Origin of the sequence: Pseudomonas sp. KnCO4 (assembly GCF_045344305.1) — a bacterium.
GTDB classification, from domain to species: Bacteria; Pseudomonadota; Gammaproteobacteria; order Pseudomonadales; family Pseudomonadaceae; genus Aquipseudomonas; species Aquipseudomonas anuradhapurensis.
The window spans coordinates 3,219,948-3,234,901 of sequence record NZ_CP174199.1 but is presented as its reverse complement, the minus strand read 5'-3'; the positions used below and the strand labels follow the sequence as shown (position 1 = coordinate 3,234,901).

Genomic DNA, 14,954 nt, shown 5'->3' with positions numbered 1-14,954 from the left:
GGCTTTTCGTACAGAGCCTAGGCCCTGGTGGTGGGCTGATGGCGCTTGCTCGCCGTCAGCAACCGCCGTCGTGCAGCACCAGGCTTTGCCGCAACTGTTCGAGCATGGCCTGGCGCAGAGCCTGCGGCGCCTGTACGCGGATCGAGCCCGCCTGGGACAGCAGCCAGCCCATCAGCACACGGTTGTCGTCGACCGTGGCCACCAGCGTAGCGCCGCCGTCCGCGAGCGCGGTCAATTGCATGTCCGTGGCCAGTGGCTGTGCTTGCAGGCGCCGGGCCAGCCCGTCGTCGACCCAGGCATGCAGTTCGATCTGTTCCGGGGGCGCCAGCACGTCAGGTTGCAGTTGCTGTGCTTCGCCCAGGCTCAGGCCGGGTTGCCAATACCAGCCGTACGGCATGCCTTTGCTGTTGCAGCGCAGCGGGAACAGCGCCGCAAGCTCGACCAGGTCGCGCTCGACGGTGCGTTTGCTGGTGCTATAGCCCAGGGTCTTCAAGGCGGCCTGCAACTGGGTGGAACTCATCCCTGGGTGGCGGCCGGGTAGCAGCTTGAGCAGCTGCCACTGGCGGGCGATGGTGTGGCGGGTAGGGTGGCTGGGCAAAAGGTTCGTCCTTGAAAGCAGATTTGCAGCTTGCCAGGGTGGTGGCGTTTAGCTATCGCCAGCATACCTTTTAAGAGGATGGGATCCAAGTTTTCGCGCGTCAGGCGGTGGTAGGTCATCACCTGGGGGCCTTGCATGCGCGCGCCAAGCGGCGGTTGATTTGCGCGTCCGTTGCTAATCCACCAAGAGCAACGCGTTGGCGTATTTTTCCAGATCCGGTGTAAAGGTGGTCAGCATTCCGGTATGACGGCAGGTGAGGGTCATCTCGGTTCGCGTATCGATGTAAAGGTCTTCGCCACGAAGGCCCTGCCATTGCGCCAGGTATTTGAAAGAGCCATATTTCATCGGCTTTTTCAGCACCCGATCATGCCCACCTTTCCAGCCAAGCACCGGCAGTGCGCCATCGGCACAGCGCCGGGCAAGCTCTGGCTGATTCACAGCCCGCTCACGGCCAATTTCCCAACAGCGGATCAAGCCTTCGTCGGGGCCTTTCCAGGCTTCTTCCCAGGTAATCGAAGGGCGGATGGGATGGTCTATCGGGCGCTGAATGACGCCGGTGGTGCAATCCATGGCATGAGGTGTCCGTGATGTCCATTTGGTCTGGATGCTACTAATTGGCCATTATTGTGTCCAGTGCCAGCCCACCCTGCTGCAGCGCGGCCGTCGCTTTTTGTCATGACTTGATTTTTGCGGTGACGGTGAGATCGAGCGCCGTCCGCGCGGCGCATCGCGAGCTCCTACGTTGTTTCGGGCCAATTATTCCAGGGGGATTTGCACCCGAATGCCTTGGCGCATGACGGGATATCGCGTCGTACCAACCCGGCGGTCGCGCGCGTCTGTTACAGGCGTTACTGGCCTGAAACAAACGTAGGAGCGAGCGCAGCTCGCGATGCGTCGCGCGGGCGGCGCTCGATCTGACAGGCGCTGCAAATGTGCCGGCAACCCCCGTCAACAACGTCTCGTCCCCTACATCCCACCCCGCCGCACATGCTTCACCAACACCTTCTCCAGCAACTCCCACATCGCGGGCTCGGTACTGAACGCCACGTTGAAGCGCATCCACCCGGTGGCCTTGGCATCGACCATGAACAGCTGCCCGGGCCCGAGCATGATGCCTTTCTCCAGCGCGTCATCGAGCAACGCCGCACTGTCCGGAATCGCCGGGTGCCGGGTCCAGATGTACATGCCCTCGTCCGATTCGATGAACAACTCGAAGCCCAACCGGTGCAGATGCCGGCCAACTTCCTGGTGCGCCTCGGCCAGGCGCTGGCGCAGGCGCTTGAGGTGCTTGCGCCAGCGGCCATCGATGATCGCGGCGTACACCACGCGCTCCATCACCTGCGAGGTGGTCAGGCCCGAGCGCATCTTCAGGTGCAGCAGCTTCTGCATCAGTTCGGGGTTGGCCAGCAGGTAGCCGACCCGCACATTCGGCGAAATGCTCTTCGAGTAGCTGCCCACGTACACCACTTGCTGCAGGTGATCGAGGCTGGCCAGGCACGGCTGCGGTTCGGCGATCATGTCGGCGTACAGGTTGTTTTCCACCAGGCGGAAGCCATGCTGGCTGGCCAGTTGCAGCAGGCGGTGCAGCTGCGGCAGCGGGGTGCGTGAGCAGGTTGGGCTGTGCAGGTGTGGCTGGGTGAAGAAGGCCGTCGGGCGGTGGTGGGTGAGCAACTGCTCCAGCTGGTTCAGGTCGTAGCCGGCCGGGGTGCGGGGCACGCCGATCAGGGTCGCACCCTGGGTGCGCAGGATACTCATCAGGTTGGGGTAGCCAGGGTCGTCCACCAGCACCACATCGCCCGGGCGCACCAGCGTGCGCGCTGCCAGGTCCAGGGCCTGGCTGGCGCCGTGGGTGAGCATCAGTTGCGCCGGGTTGGCGACGATCGACAGTTCCTGCTGCAGGTTCTGCGCGGTCAGTGCGCGCAGTTCCAGCAGGCCCATGGGGTCGCCATAGCCCGACAGCTCCAGCGGGCTGCCGGCCACCTGGCGCAGGCCGCGGCGCAGGCCGTCTTCGTACATCCAGTCGTTGGGCAACCAGCCGCACCCCGGCTTGTACGGCAACTGGCGGATTTCGAAGATCTGCTGCAGGTACCACTCGGAGTTGAACGTTGGTCGACTGGTGTCGGCCTCGGCGTTGTGCGGGTCCAGCAGCTCGCCCGCCGCGCGGTTGACGAAAAACCCGGCATTGCCCCGGCTCACCAGCAGGCCCTGGGCGACCAGGCGGTCGTAGGCTTCGACCACGGTGAAGGTGCTGACCGAGTAGGTCGCGGCAAAGGCGCGAATGGACGGGACCTTGGCGCCTGGCTTGAGGGTCTGGTTGTCGATCAACTCGCGCAGCCCGTCGATGATCTGGTTGACCAGCGGCGTGGAGGAGTCTGGATGTAATTGCAGCATTCGGGACCTTCAGGGTGTGAAACGCCAGGCGCTTGCGCGGTGTACTGCATTGGCGGCCTGTACAGTGCAGTGCGAGTTTCATGCCACTGTGCATGGTTCTCTGCGCCGGACATTTTTACATTAGGTGTCAGATATCGCCACATAAAGCATGTTCAGTTCGCCCCAGGCGCCAGCCCTGGGGCGCGTCAGCAGGCCGCCATGGAAGGCCTGCGTGTGTTCGTCGCACACCATCCTGCCCGCATTAGCACTGATGTACAGGTGAAACCGCCAGCCATCGGGGTTTCACAGTTTTCCTTGGATAAAAAGAAGCACGGGGTACACAACTGATGGACGCAACATCTACAACCACCACCGCGAAAAGCGGGCACGAGAGCAAACTCAGTGCCTCGCTCAAGTCGCGCCACCTGACGATGATGTCGATCGCCGGGGTTATCGGCGGCGCCTTGTTCGTCGGCTCCGGCAGCGTGATCCACAGCGCCGGCCCAGCCGCTGTCCTGGCCTACCTGGCAGGCGGCATCCTGGTGGTACTGATCATGCGCATGCTGGGTGAAATGGCCACGTCCTCGCCGGACACCGGTTCGTTCTCCACCTACGCCGACCGCGCCATTGGCCGTTGGGCCGGTTTCACCATCGGCTGGCTGTACTGGTGGTACTGGGTCATCCTCATGGCCTGGGAAGCCTATGTGGCGGGCAAGATCCTGCACGGTTTCTTCCCCGACGTCAGCGTCAACGTATTCGTGCTGGCCACGACCCTGTTGCTGATCACCGTCAACTTCTTCAACGTCAAGCACTACGGTGAATTCGAGTTCTGGTTCGCCCTGATCAAGGTGATCGCGATCGTCTGCTTCCTGATCGTGTGTACCGCGGCGGTGCTGAACATCTGGCAGTTCGGTGAAGTGCGCGGCATCAGCCACCTCACTGCCGAAGGCTTCATGCCCAATGGCATCACCACCGTGATCGGTGCCTTGCTCGGGGTGATGTTCGCCTTCCTCGGCGCGGAAATCGTCACCATCGCCGCAGCCGAAGCCAAGGACCCGGCCACGCAGATCGTCAAGGCGACCAACTCGGTGGTCTGGCGGGTGTGCCTGTTCTATGTCGGCTCGATCTTCCTGATCGTCTGCCTGGTACCGTGGAACGACCCGCAGCTGGGCGTTTCCGGTTATGGCGCGTATCGCCGCACCCTGGAACTGCTGGGCGTGCCATATGCCGAGCTGCTGATGAACTTCGTCGTGCTGACCTCGGTGAGCAGCTGCCTGATCTCCGGCCACTACACCGCTTCGCGCATGCTGTTCTCCCTGGCCCAGCGTGGCGACGCACCATCGTTGTTCAAGATCACCCGCGCCGGTACCGGTGTACCGGTGTACGCGATCATGGGTTCGTGCGCGGTGGCCATCGTCTGCGCGCTGATCAACTTCAGCGAGACCCTGCGCCCGAAGGACGTACTGGAAACCCTGATGAACACCACCGGCATGATCGCCCTGCTGGTGTACCTGGTGATCGCCTTCTCGCAGCTGCGCATGCGCCGCAAGCTGATCGCCGAAGGCAAGGAAGTACGCCTGAAGATGTGGCTGTTCCCATGGCTGACCTACCTGGTGATTGCCTTCATCGTCGCCGCCCTGGTGACCATGGCCTTCATGCCTGATTACCAGATCCTGGTCATCTCCACCGGCATCGCTGCGGCGATCGTGGTGGCGATGGGCGTGGTGCACCAGCTTCGTTCTGGCAAACAGCACTAAGCGTCATTCGTTGCGCGAAACGGCCGGCTCCCTTGGGGACCCGGCCGTTTCGCGTTGTTGGGCAGGGTGTTTTTCCGCTGGCATGTGAAAACGCTGGTTCATCCAGGGCGAGCCGAGCAGGGCGGCGGTGGCGATCAGGGCCAGGATGGCAAGGGCCAGATAAGTCTTCATGCGCATGCAAGGAATGACCTGCAAGCGCGCCAGCCAGTTCCGCTCGCCCGCAGATCGCAATATGCTGCCCCTATCACTCGCCAGAAGGAGTTGCCCATGGCCTGGTCTGCCAACCAGTATTCGCTGTTCGAAGACGAGCGCACCCGCGCCGTGCGCGACCTGCTCGGTGCCGTGCCGCCACGCCCGGTGCGCCACGCTACCGACCTGGGCTGCGGCCCTGGCAATTCCACCGAGGTGCTGCTGCAACGTTGCCCGGACGCCCAGGTAACCGCGCTGGACAGCGACCCGGACATGATCGACAAGGCTCGTGAGCGCAAGCGGCTGTGCATCCCCCGGGTGCGCACGCTGGTTGCCGACATCGCCGGCTGGTCCGCCGCCGAACCGCAGGACCTGATCCTGGCCAATGCTTCGCTGCAATGGCTCCCGGACCATGCCTCACTGTACCCGCACCTGGTGCGCCAACTGAGCGAAGGTGCCAGCCTGGCGGTGCAGACCCCGGACAACCTGGACGAACCGGCGCACCGGCAACTGCGCGAGATCGCCAGCCAAGGCCCGTGGGCAGCCAAATTTGCCGATTTCCAGCTGCCGCCGCGGCACAACGCGGCGTTCTACTACGACCTGCTCAGCCCGTTGTGCGCGCGCGTGGATGTGTGGCGCACCACCTATCATCATCCGTTGATGGGCGGCGCCGAAGCGGTGGTGGAATGGTTCAAGGGCTCGGCGCTCAGGCCTTATCTGGCCAAGCTCGATGAACAGGAGCAGGCCGACTTCCTGCAGATGTACTTGCAGGCCATGCAGCGCGACTACCCGCCGGCCAGCGACGGCAAGGTGCTGTTGCCGTTTCCGCGCCTGTTCGTGGTGGCTACCCGCTAGGGCGGCGCCAGCGCCAGGCCACGCAGGCGTAGACGGCGAGGTTGAGCAGCAGCGCGACACTGCCCAGCACCAGCTGGACGGTTGGCGTCAGGCCGGCGGGATAGATCAACGGCCAGAGGTAATGCTCGATGAAGCCGCCCGGATAACCTGCGTCACCGGCGGCATTGCGCAGCTGGTTTTCCCAGGCGGTCAACGGGCAGCCCAGGTGCAGGAATTCCACCGCCAGGCCCCAGGCCAGGGCTGGCAGGTGCAGCAGCAGGGCTGGGCGCCAGCGCAGCACCAGCAGGCCGCCGAACAGCACCAGCAGGATGAAGGCCAGGTGCAGCAGCACCAAGGTGTCGGCGGCGAGGCGCAAGAGCATGGGGTGAGTGCCGGAGGAGGGGGTTATCCCAGCATAGTCGGGTTGCCTGTTGTGGCCTCTTCGCCGGATTACCCGCGCAGAGGCCAGTACAGGTTTACAGCGCTTCCTCGATCATCTGCAGGAAGGTCGCCACCACCCGCCGCGTGCGTTGCTCGCTCAGGCACACCAAGGTCTCGGTCAGGTGCCGCTGGCAATCGACGATCGGCAGCGCGCATACCCGCGCATCCGCGCCAAACTCCGCTGCCGACACCACCCCCACGCCAATCCCCACCACCACCGCTTCACGGGCGGCTTCACGGCCCTCCACCTGGATCGCCGGGCGAATCCGCAAGCCGGCCCGCTGCATCTCTTCTTCCAGTGTCTGCCGCGTCACCGAGCCGGGTTCGCGCAGTACCAGCGGCATATCGTCCAGGTCCGCCAGCCTGATCGAGCCACGGCTGGCCCACGGGTGCTGGTGCGAGACGAACGCCACCATCGGGTCACGGCGCAGCGGCAGGCAATGCAGGCGCTCGTCGTCGACATCCCGGCCCAGCAGGGCCAGGTCGGCCTGGTAGCTGAACAGCCGGGCCAGCGATTCATCGGTGTTGCCGGTCTCGATCTTCACCTGGATGCCCGGGTAGCGCTGGCAGAAGCGGGCGATCTGCGGCAGCACGTGCACTGGCGCATCCACCGCCAGCACCAGGCTGCCGGTGTGCAGGGCGCGTGAGTCGTGCAGCAGTTCATGGGCCTCGGCCTCGCAGGCGAACAGGCGCTGGCTGATGCCCAGCAAGCGCTCACCGAGGTCGGTGAGCTGCACCGAGCGCTTGTTGCGGTGGAACAGCAGTACGCCAAAGCGCTCCTCCAGCTTGCGTACCTGGTCCGATACCGCCGGCTGGGTAAGAAACAACTTGGCTGCCGCGCGGGTGAAGCTGCCGTGAACGGCCACGGCATGGAAGGCCTTGAGTTGGGCGTGGGAAACCGACATGAACACCTCAGTAACAAGTCTGGCTTATGTGTGAAATACGATAAATCGATTTTATTTATCAGTCAGCAGCTGTTTCCATAGCGTTCAGCCCGACGCTGGCACCACAAGTGCCGCCAGGGCCATGGCCCCCCACACGGTGCCATCTGACCCGATGACAGCCCTCGTCATCGCTGTGCGCAACACAACAACAAGACAGGCGTTTCTTCACATTCTGCCGGCACACTTGAGCAAGAGGTCAGACTTAAATGAACCAATCCCTAGCCACGTTGAAACGCTGGCGCATCCAGATCTTCGCCATCACCTGGCTGGCCTACGCCGCCTTCTACTTCACCCGCAAAGCCTTCTCGGTGGCCAAGCTGGGCATCGCCGAAGACCCGAATTTCCTGCTCGACAAGGCCGCCATGGCCAACCTCGACGCGATCTACCTGGGCGCCTATGCCGTGGGCCAGTTCACCTGGGGCATGCTGGCCGACCGCTTCGGCCCGCGCGTGGTGGTACTCGGTGGCCTGCTGATTTCTGCAGGCGCTGCCGTGGTGATGGGCAGTTACGCCACCTTCCCGATCTTTGCCACCTGCATGCTGGTGCAAGGCCTGGCGCAATCCACCGGCTGGGCCGGGTTGTGCAAGAACATCGGCAGTTTCTTCCCCGCGGTGCAGCGCGGGCGGGTGCTGGGCTTGTGGAGTTCCTGCTATGCCTTCGGCGGCCTGGTGGCCTCGCCGTTCGCCGGTTGGTGGGCCTACACCCTGGTCGGCAGCTGGCACGCGGCGTTCTTCTCCAGCGCCGCCGTGGTGGCGCTGGTGGCGCTGCTGTTTTTCTTCCTGCAGCGCAACAAGCCTGAAGACGTCGGCCTGCCGGCGGTCGAACCGGAACCGCAGAGCATGGCCCCGGGCGGCAACCTGTGCAGCCTGTGGGCACCGCTGAAGGAAATCCTGCGCAACCGTACGGTGCTGACCCTGGGGCTGGCCTACTTCCTGTTGAAACCGGCGCGCTACGCCATCCTGCTGTGGGGGCCGGTGATCGTCTTCGAGCAGATGCCCTCGGTGGGCAAGGTGGGCGCGGCGATCATCCCCACGGCCTTCGAGCTGGCCGGGCTGCTCGGGCCGATCCTGATCGGCCTGGCATCGGACAGACTGTTCAGTGCCCGGCGCATGCCGGCCTGCGTGATCAGCCTGGTGCTGCTGACCGTGACCCTGGCGGCGTTCATGGCGGCCATGCACACCGGCAGCGTGGTGCTGGTGGTGGCCCTGCTGTTCGTCATGGGCCTGACCCTGTACGGGCCAGACTCGATGATCAGTGGCGCGGCAGCGATCGACTTCGGCACCGCCAAGGCCGGTGCCACCGCGGCGGGCTTCGTCAACGGCTGTGGTTCGGTGGGGGCGGTGCTGGGCGGGCTGCTACCGGGCTACTTCGACGGCGTCACGGTGTTCATCGTGTTCGCCGGCTGTGCACTGTTCTCGGCACTGGTACTGCTGCCGCACTGGAACAGCCGCCCGGCCAGCGCCGCGCAGAGCGCCGACCTGGCACCGAACACCAGCATGGCAATCAATCCATTGCGTACCTGAAAGGAAAGCGAGCGAATGAGACCCTTCTGGCTGCAACAGGCCCTGGATTCGGCGCAAGAGGCGGTGTGCCCGCCATTGCCTGGCGATGCCCGTTGCGATGTGTGCATCGTTGGTGGCGGCTACACCGGGCTGTGGACTGCGCTGATGCTCAAGGAGGCGCAGCCGGCCCTGGACATCGTGCTGATCGAGGCCGATATCTGCGGTGCCGGCGCCAGTGGGCGCAATGGTGGTTGCGCGTTGTCCTGGTCGGCCAAGTACTTCACCCTGGAGCGCCTGTTCGGCGTGGCCGAGGCGGTGCGCCTGGTGCGCGAGTCGGAGCGCAGCATCGGTGAAATCGGTGCGTTCTGTGCAGCCAATGGCATCGACTGTGACTACCGTCTGGACGGCACGCTGTACACCGCCACCAACGCGGCCCAGGTGGGTGCTACTGACGCAGTGATCGCCGCGCTGCAGCGCCAGGGCATCAACTCGTTCCGCCGCCTGCCGCTGGACCAGGTGCAGCGCCTGGCAGGTTCCGCGCGGCATCTGGAAGGCTGGTTCTCGCCGGCCGCCGCCACGGTGCAACCGGGCAAGCTGGTGCGCGGCCTGCGCCGGGTGGCCTTGCAGCGCGGCGTGCGCATTCATGAAGGCACGGCCATGACCGGCCTGGAGCATGGCGCCCCGGTGCAGGTGCGCACCGCCCATGGCACGCTGCGCGCCGAGCGCGTGGTGCTCGGCCTGAATGCCTGGATGGCGCGGGCCTTCCCGCAGTTCGAGCGCAGCGTGGCGATTGTGTCCAGCGACATGGTCATCACCGAACCGTGCCCCGACCTGCTGCGCCAGGTCGGCCTGGACAGTGGTATCAGCGTGCTCGACTCGCGCATCTTCGTGCATTACTACCACAACACCTCCGATGGCCGGCTGATGCTCGGCAAGGGCGGCAACACCTTTGCCTATGGCGGGCGCATGTTGCCGGTGTTCGACCAGCCGTCGCCATACCGGCCATTGCTGCGCGAAAGCCTGGGCAGGTTTTTCCCGGCACTGGCCGAGGTGCCGCTGGCGGCCAGCTGGAACGGGCCATCGGACCGTTCGGTAACCGGTTTGCCGTTCTTTGGCCGGCTGGACGGGCAGGGCAACGTGTTCTACGGCTTTGGCTACTCGGGCAGCGGGGTCGGCCCGTGCCACATGGGCGGGCAGATCCTCTCGTCGCTGGCCCTGGGGCTGGACAACCCATGGACCCGCTCGCCGCTGGTCAAGGGGCCGCTGGGGTGGTTCCCGCCTGAGCCGATCCGCTACCTGGGATCGCTGCTGGTGCGCAATGCCATCCGCCGCAAGGAGCGCGCCGAAGACCACGGTTTGCGCCCGCGTCGGCTGGACGTACGCCTGGCACGCTTTGCCGCGGCAGCGGGCAAGGCCGATAAAGGCTGACGAGATTTCTTGTCGATCGCATGCCTGAGGGCGTATAAACTGCACCCACTTTTGGCCGGTCGCTTCCTGAACCGGCCGCTGAAACAAGAGAGTCGACATGGGCGCACAGTGGAAAGCCAAACATAAAGAAGCCGCGGCCAACGCCAAAGGCAAGATCATGGGCAAGCTGTCCAAAGAGATCCAGATCGCCGCCAAGTCCGGCGCCGACCCTGACATGAACCCGCGCCTGCGCCTGGCCATCGAGCAGGCCAAGAAGGCCTCGATGACCCGCGAAACCCTGGAACGCGCGATCCGCAAGGGCGCGGGCCTGGACGGCGATGCCGTGCAGTACTCGGCGGTCAGCTACGAAGGCTTCGCCCCGCACCAGGTGCCGCTGATCGTCGAGTGCCTGACCGACAACGTCAACCGCACCGTCGCGCAGATCCGCGTGCTGTTCCGCAAGGGCCAGCTGGGTGCCAGCGGCTCGGTGGCCTGGGACTTCAACCACGTCGGCCTGATCGAAGCCACCGCCAACGGCGACGCCGACCCGGAGATGGCCGCCATCGAAGCCGGTGCCCAGGACTTCGAAGAAGGTGACGAAGAGGGTTCGACCCTGTTCATCACCGACACCACCGACCTGGATGCCGTGCAGAAGGCCCTGCCGGAACATGGCTTCACCGTGACCTCGGCGAAGATCGGCTACACCCCGAAGAACCCGGTGAGTGCCGCCAGCCTGAGTGCCGAGGCGCTGGCCGAGGTGGAAGCGTTCCTCGAGGCGATCGACGAGAACGATGATGTGCAGAACGTGTATGTCGGCTTGACTGACTGATCTGTGTAATCGGGGCCGCTTTGCGGCCCATCGCGACGCAAGGCCGCTCCTACGGGTTTCGCGCATCACTGAATGGCGGTGATCCCTGTAGGAGCGGCCTTGTGTCGCGAAACGAGGGCAAAGCCCTCGCCAGCAGTCTGGAGCCGAACCCCGATGAACCCCACCTTCGCCTCCCTCAGCCTCGCCCACCTGCGTACCCTCGACCACCTGCTGCAGCTGAAGAACCTCAGCCACGCCGCCGAGCGCCTGGGCGTCAGCCAGTCTGCCCTGAGCCGCCAGCTGGCCCACCTGCGCGAAGCCTTCGACGACCCGCTACTGGTGCGCCAGGGCCGGGGTTATGTGCTCAGCGAACACGCCGAAGCGCTGGTCGAACCGCTGCGCCAGGTACTCGAAGAGCTGCATGCCCTGCGCCAACCTGCAGTGTTCGACCCGGCACGTTGCGAGCGGCGTTTCTGCCTGGCCGCTTCGGACTACGTGGCCGAGCACATGCTGCCGCTGCTGGTGGCGGCGCTGGAGCGCGAAGCACCGGGGGTAGCGCTGGAGTATCGCACCTGGCAGGCCGGCCAGTACGCCTTGCTGGCCAGTGGCGAGATCGACCTGGCCACCACCTTGTTCGACGAGTCGCCGCCCAACCTGCATGGCCGCCTGCTGGGTGAGGACCGCGCGGTGTGCCTGATGCGCCACGACCACCCGCTGGCCGCCTACGGCGCACTCAGCCAGGCCGACTACCTGGCGCACAAGCATGTGCGGATTTCCGGCGGCGGCGACAAGGACAGCTTCATCGACCGCCATCTGCGTGCCCAGGGGCTGCAGCGGCGGGTCAGCCTGGAAGTGCCGTTCTTCTCCGCCACCGTGCAGGTGATCGCCAACAGCCAGGCGCTGGCCACTGTGCCCGAGCACATCGCCCGCCAATTGTGCCGCCTGCATCAGCTGGCCTGGCGGCCGTTGGGCTTCATCGACCACAGCCAGCGTTACTGGGTGGTGTGGCACCAGCGCCTGCAGGCTTCGGCCGAGCACCGCTGGTTGCGCAACCGGGTGTTCGAGTTGTGGCGTCAGTCGCAGTTCGGTGTGCAGGGCGGACATGCGGGTTCGCCATAGCAGCTATGCGCAAGGCGGGGTTATTCGCCGTGCAATAGGTGCCTAGACTTGGGGGCATCGTGTTGCCTGTACCGGCCCTTCGCCGGCAGGCCGGCGACAGGGCCGGTACAGGCAGTAGATAAATCACAGGAGCCCCACGTGACCCCCGAACAATTCCGCCAATACGGCCACCAGCTGATCGACCTTATCGCCGACTACCGCCAGAGCGTCGGCGAACGCCCGGTCATGGCCCAGGTCGAGCCCGGCTACCTGAAGGCCGCCTTGCCCGGCAGCGCCCCCCGGCAAGGCGAACCCTTCGCCGCGATCATCGACGACGTCAACCAGTTGGTCATGCCCGGCCTGTCCCACTGGCAACACCCGGATTTCTACGGCTACTTTCCCTCCAACGGCACCCTGTCATCGGTGCTTGGCGACTTCCTCAGCACCGGCCTCGGCGTACTCGGCCTGTCGTGGCAATCCAGCCCGGCGCTGAGCGAGCTGGAGGAAACCACCCTCGATTGGCTGCGCCAGCTGCTCGGTCTGTCCGATCAGTGGAGCGGGGTAATCCAGGACACCGCCTCGACCAGCACCCTGGTGGCGCTGATCTGTGCCCGCGAACGCGCCAGCGACTACGCCCTGGTGCGCGGTGGCCTGCAAGCCCAGGGCAAGCCGTTGATCGTCTACGTCAGCGCCCATGCCCACAGCTCAGTGGACAAGGCGGCGCTGCTGGCCGGTTTCGGCCGCGACAACATCCGCCTGATCCCGACCGACGAACACTACGCCCTGCGCCCGGAGGCGTTGCAGGCCGCCATCAAGCAGGACTTGGCCGCCGGCCATCAGCCCTGCGCCGTGGTCGCCACCACCGGCACCACGGCCACCACGGCGCTCGACCCGCTGCGCCCGATCGGCGAAATCGCCCAGGCCCATGGCCTGTGGCTACATGTGGATTCGGCCATGGCCGGCTCGGCGATGATCCTGCCGGAGTGCCGCTGGATGTGGGACGGCATCGAGCTGGCGGACTCGGTGGTGGTCAATGCGCACAAGTGGTTGGGCGTCGCTTTCGATTGCTCGATCTACTACGTGCGCGACCCGCAGCACCTGATCCGGGTGATGAGCACCAACCCCAGCTACCTGCAGTCGGCGGTGGATGGCGAGGTGAAGAACCTGCGTGACTGGGGCATCCCGCTGGGCCGGCGGTTCCGCGCGTTGAAGCTGTGGTTCATGTTGCGTAGCGAAGGTGTTGATGCGTTGCAGGCGCGCTTGCGGCGTGACCTGGACAATGCCCAGTGGCTGGCCGCGCAGGTCGATGCGGCGGCGGATTGGGAAGTGCTGGCGCCAGTGCCGTTGCAGACCTTGTGTGTTCGCCACCGGCCGGCGGGGCTGGAAGGGGACGCGCTGGATGCACATACCAAGGGTTGGGCCGAGCGGCTGAATGCGTCGGGTGAAGCTTACGTGACGCCGGCGACGCTGGATGGGCGGTGGATGGTGCGGCTGTCGATCGGGGCACTGCCGACCGAGCGTGGGAATGTCGAGCGGTTGTGGCAGCGGTTGCAGGCGGTGGTCAGGGGTTGAGATTACCGGGGGCGCAAGGCGCCCCCGGCCATCCATCAGTGGCTCACTGCCTGCAAGCTGCCTTTGCGGCTGGCTTCATACGCTGCTTTCTCCATCGGCTTGGCCTGCGGGTTACCCAGGTCTTCCATCGCCAGGCGATGGGTTTCCGGGGCAATGTAGGCCGCCAGGGCGCACAGGCAGGTAATGAAGAACGCCAGGCCACCGATCACCAGCGGGATGTTGTCCGAGCCGGGCGGGGCGACCAGGGCGAACAGCGCCGGCAGCATGGCGGTCAGCATGGTGCCGATGTTCTGCGCGATGGCCATGGCCGAGACGCGGTAGCGGGTGTGGAACAGCTCCGGGTAGAAGCTTGGGAACACCGCGTTGTAACCCTGGTAGACCATGCCCCACATGACGATCGAGGTGGCGAACGCCAGCGGTACGTTGTGGATGCTGATCGCATACAGGTAGACGAAGGCCAGCAGGCCCGAACCGAGGCAGCCCGCGATCATGGTCGGGCGGCGGCCGATCTTGTCGGAGAGGTTGCCGACGAACGGAATCACCAGCACCGCGACGATGTTGCCGACCACCGGGATCCACAAATACACGCTCTTGTCGAAGCCGATGCCATAGGCCGGCTGCACCGCGTAGGCGGCACCGAAGATGGTGGCCACCACCGGGATCACGTTCATCAGGGCCATGAACATCACCAGCACCATGTGTTTCCAGCTGTGGCGGAAGGCTTCGCGGATCGGCGACTTGGCGACCTTGTCCTGTTTCTCTTCCTTCACGAACGCCGGGGTTTCGTGCACTTCCTTGCGGATGATGAAGCCGGCCACCAGCACCAACGCGCTCATCAGGAACGGGATGCGCCAGCCCCATTCAGTGAAGGCTTCACTCGGCATGAAGTAGGCCAGTGGCAGGAATACCGCTGCCGCCAGCACCTGGCCGGCCTGTACCCCTTGCAGGGTGAAACTGGCGTAATAGCCTCTTCGCCCGAACGGCGCATGCTCCATGATCATGGAGCTGGCGCCGGAAATTTCGCCGGCCACGGCAAAGCCCTGGATCAGGCGCAGTACCACCAGCAAGGCCGGAGCGAGGTAGCCGATGTCGTGGTAGGTGGGCAGCAGGCCCACGGCCATGGTCGACAGGCCCATCAGGAACATGCACAGCAGCAGGACGTTCTTACGCCCACGGGTGTCACCCCAGTGGCCCAGCACGAAGGCGCCGACCGGGCGCGCCAGGTAGCCCACGCCGTAGGTGGCCAGCGAAGCGATGATGGCCATCTTCGGGTCGGTGTTGGGGAAGAATATCTGCGGGAAAATCAGCGCCGCGGCCTGGGCGTAGATGAAAAAGTCGTAGTACTCGAGTGCCGAGCCTATCCATCCACTGGCGGTCGCTTTCTTGGCTTGCGAGCTGGAGTGAGCCATCGTTGTCTCCGTTGTTATTGTTGTT

14 protein-coding genes are annotated in these 14,954 nt (G+C 64.9%); 7 read left to right on the top strand and 7 right to left on the bottom strand.

Annotation, left to right across the window (positions count from 1 at the left end):
- Positions 1-55: 55 nt before the first annotated feature.
- The 3 genes from ACJA3S_RS15120 to ACJA3S_RS15110 form a co-directional block, all read right to left on the bottom strand.
- Positions 56-598 (bottom strand): WYL domain-containing protein, encoded by a 543-nt coding sequence (locus ACJA3S_RS15120; RefSeq protein WP_406819113.1) that lies wholly within the window; start codon positions 596-598, stop codon positions 56-58.
- Positions 599-772: 174 nt separating this feature from the next.
- On the bottom strand, positions 773-1,168 hold the full coding sequence (locus tag ACJA3S_RS15115; protein WP_406819112.1) for a hypothetical protein: 396 nt from the start codon (positions 1,166-1,168) through the stop codon (positions 773-775).
- A 396-nt stretch (positions 1,169-1,564) separates the two neighbouring features.
- Positions 1,565-2,989 (bottom strand): PLP-dependent aminotransferase family protein, encoded by a 1,425-nt coding sequence (locus tag ACJA3S_RS15110; RefSeq protein ID WP_406819111.1) that lies wholly within the window; start codon positions 2,987-2,989, stop codon positions 1,565-1,567.
- Between the two features lie 326 nt (positions 2,990-3,315).
- Here ACJA3S_RS15110 and ACJA3S_RS15105 point away from each other — a divergent pair, with 326 nt between their 5' ends.
- Positions 3,316-4,725, top strand: a complete 1,410-nt coding sequence (locus ACJA3S_RS15105; protein ID WP_406819110.1) for an amino acid permease — start codon at positions 3,316-3,318, stop codon at positions 4,723-4,725.
- Positions 4,726-4,728: 3 nt separating this feature from the next.
- Here the strand turns inward: ACJA3S_RS15105 and ACJA3S_RS15100 are convergent, their stop codons facing one another.
- Positions 4,729-4,902 (bottom strand): hypothetical protein, encoded by a 174-nt coding sequence (locus tag ACJA3S_RS15100; RefSeq protein WP_170029427.1) that lies wholly within the window; start codon positions 4,900-4,902, stop codon positions 4,729-4,731.
- Positions 4,903-4,992: 90 nt separating this feature from the next.
- Here ACJA3S_RS15100 and tam point away from each other — a divergent pair, with 90 nt between their 5' ends.
- Positions 4,993-5,769, top strand: coding sequence for a trans-aconitate 2-methyltransferase (gene tam, locus ACJA3S_RS15095; protein WP_406819109.1), 777 nt, complete (start codon positions 4,993-4,995; stop codon positions 5,767-5,769).
- On the opposite strand, the gene ACJA3S_RS15090 is transcribed toward tam, so the two are convergent.
- On the bottom strand, positions 5,759-6,130 hold the full coding sequence (locus ACJA3S_RS15090; protein ID WP_406819108.1) for a DUF2784 domain-containing protein: 372 nt from the start codon (positions 6,128-6,130) through the stop codon (positions 5,759-5,761). The genes tam and ACJA3S_RS15090 overlap by 11 nt on opposite strands.
- Positions 6,131-6,224: 94 nt before the next feature.
- Positions 6,225-7,094, bottom strand: a complete 870-nt coding sequence (locus ACJA3S_RS15085) for a LysR substrate-binding domain-containing protein (RefSeq protein ID WP_406819107.1) — start codon at positions 7,092-7,094, stop codon at positions 6,225-6,227.
- 245 nt (positions 7,095-7,339) lie between these two features.
- On the opposite strand from ACJA3S_RS15085, the gene ACJA3S_RS15080 reads away from it, so the two are divergent.
- The 5 genes from ACJA3S_RS15080 (at position 7,340) to ACJA3S_RS15060 (ending at position 13,520) form a co-directional block, all read left to right on the top strand.
- Positions 7,340-8,656 carry an MFS transporter gene (locus ACJA3S_RS15080; RefSeq protein WP_406819106.1) on the top strand — a complete coding sequence of 439 codons (1,317 nt, stop codon included), beginning with the start codon at positions 7,340-7,342 and terminating at the stop codon, positions 8,654-8,656.
- Positions 8,657-8,671: 15 nt separating this feature from the next.
- Complete coding sequence (locus tag ACJA3S_RS15075; protein ID WP_406819105.1) at positions 8,672-10,063, top strand: FAD-dependent oxidoreductase; 1,392 nt, start codon at positions 8,672-8,674, stop codon at positions 10,061-10,063.
- A 97-nt stretch (positions 10,064-10,160) separates the two neighbouring features.
- Positions 10,161-10,871, top strand: a complete 711-nt coding sequence (locus ACJA3S_RS15070) for a YebC/PmpR family DNA-binding transcriptional regulator (protein WP_170029433.1) — start codon at positions 10,161-10,163, stop codon at positions 10,869-10,871.
- Between the two features lie 153 nt (positions 10,872-11,024).
- Positions 11,025-11,969 carry a LysR family transcriptional regulator gene (locus tag ACJA3S_RS15065; protein WP_406819104.1) on the top strand — a complete coding sequence of 315 codons (945 nt, stop codon included), beginning with the start codon at positions 11,025-11,027 and terminating at the stop codon, positions 11,967-11,969.
- A 138-nt stretch (positions 11,970-12,107) separates the two neighbouring features.
- A complete protein-coding gene (locus ACJA3S_RS15060; RefSeq protein WP_406819103.1) occupies positions 12,108-13,520 on the top strand; it encodes a DOPA decarboxylase in 1,413 nt (470 codons plus the stop codon).
- 35 nt (positions 13,521-13,555) lie between these two features.
- Here the strand turns inward: ACJA3S_RS15060 and ACJA3S_RS15055 are convergent, their stop codons facing one another.
- On the bottom strand, positions 13,556-14,929 hold the full coding sequence (locus ACJA3S_RS15055; protein ID WP_406819102.1) for an MFS transporter: 1,374 nt from the start codon (positions 14,927-14,929) through the stop codon (positions 13,556-13,558).
- Positions 14,930-14,954: the final 25 nt, after the last annotated feature.

Bases quoted from the DNA above. Each gene is read 5' to 3' on its own strand.
- ACJA3S_RS15070 (WP_170029433.1), top strand. From the start codon at position 10,161: ATGGGCGCACAGTGGAAAGCCAAACATAAAGAAGCCGCGGCCAACGCC.
- ACJA3S_RS15105 (WP_406819110.1), top strand. From the start codon at position 3,316: ATGGACGCAACATCTACAACCACCACCGCGAAAAGCGGGCACGAGAGC.
- ACJA3S_RS15080 (WP_406819106.1), top strand. From the start codon at position 7,340: ATGAACCAATCCCTAGCCACGTTGAAACGCTGGCGCATCCAGATCTTC.
- ACJA3S_RS15110 (WP_406819111.1), bottom strand. From the start codon at position 2,989: ATGCTGCAATTACATCCAGACTCCTCCACGCCGCTGGTCAACCAGATC.
- ACJA3S_RS15115 (WP_406819112.1), bottom strand. From the start codon at position 1,168: ATGGATTGCACCACCGGCGTCATTCAGCGCCCGATAGACCATCCCATC.
- ACJA3S_RS15090 (WP_406819108.1), bottom strand. From the start codon at position 6,130: ATGCTCTTGCGCCTCGCCGCCGACACCTTGGTGCTGCTGCACCTGGCC.
- ACJA3S_RS15055 (WP_406819102.1), bottom strand. From the start codon at position 14,929: ATGGCTCACTCCAGCTCGCAAGCCAAGAAAGCGACCGCCAGTGGATGG.
- ACJA3S_RS15065 (WP_406819104.1), top strand. From the start codon at position 11,025: ATGAACCCCACCTTCGCCTCCCTCAGCCTCGCCCACCTGCGTACCCTC.
- ACJA3S_RS15100 (WP_170029427.1), bottom strand. From the start codon at position 4,902: ATGCGCATGAAGACTTATCTGGCCCTTGCCATCCTGGCCCTGATCGCC.
- tam (WP_406819109.1), top strand. From the start codon at position 4,993: ATGGCCTGGTCTGCCAACCAGTATTCGCTGTTCGAAGACGAGCGCACC.
- ACJA3S_RS15085 (WP_406819107.1), bottom strand. From the start codon at position 7,094: ATGTCGGTTTCCCACGCCCAACTCAAGGCCTTCCATGCCGTGGCCGTT.
- ACJA3S_RS15075 (WP_406819105.1), top strand. From the start codon at position 8,672: ATGAGACCCTTCTGGCTGCAACAGGCCCTGGATTCGGCGCAAGAGGCG.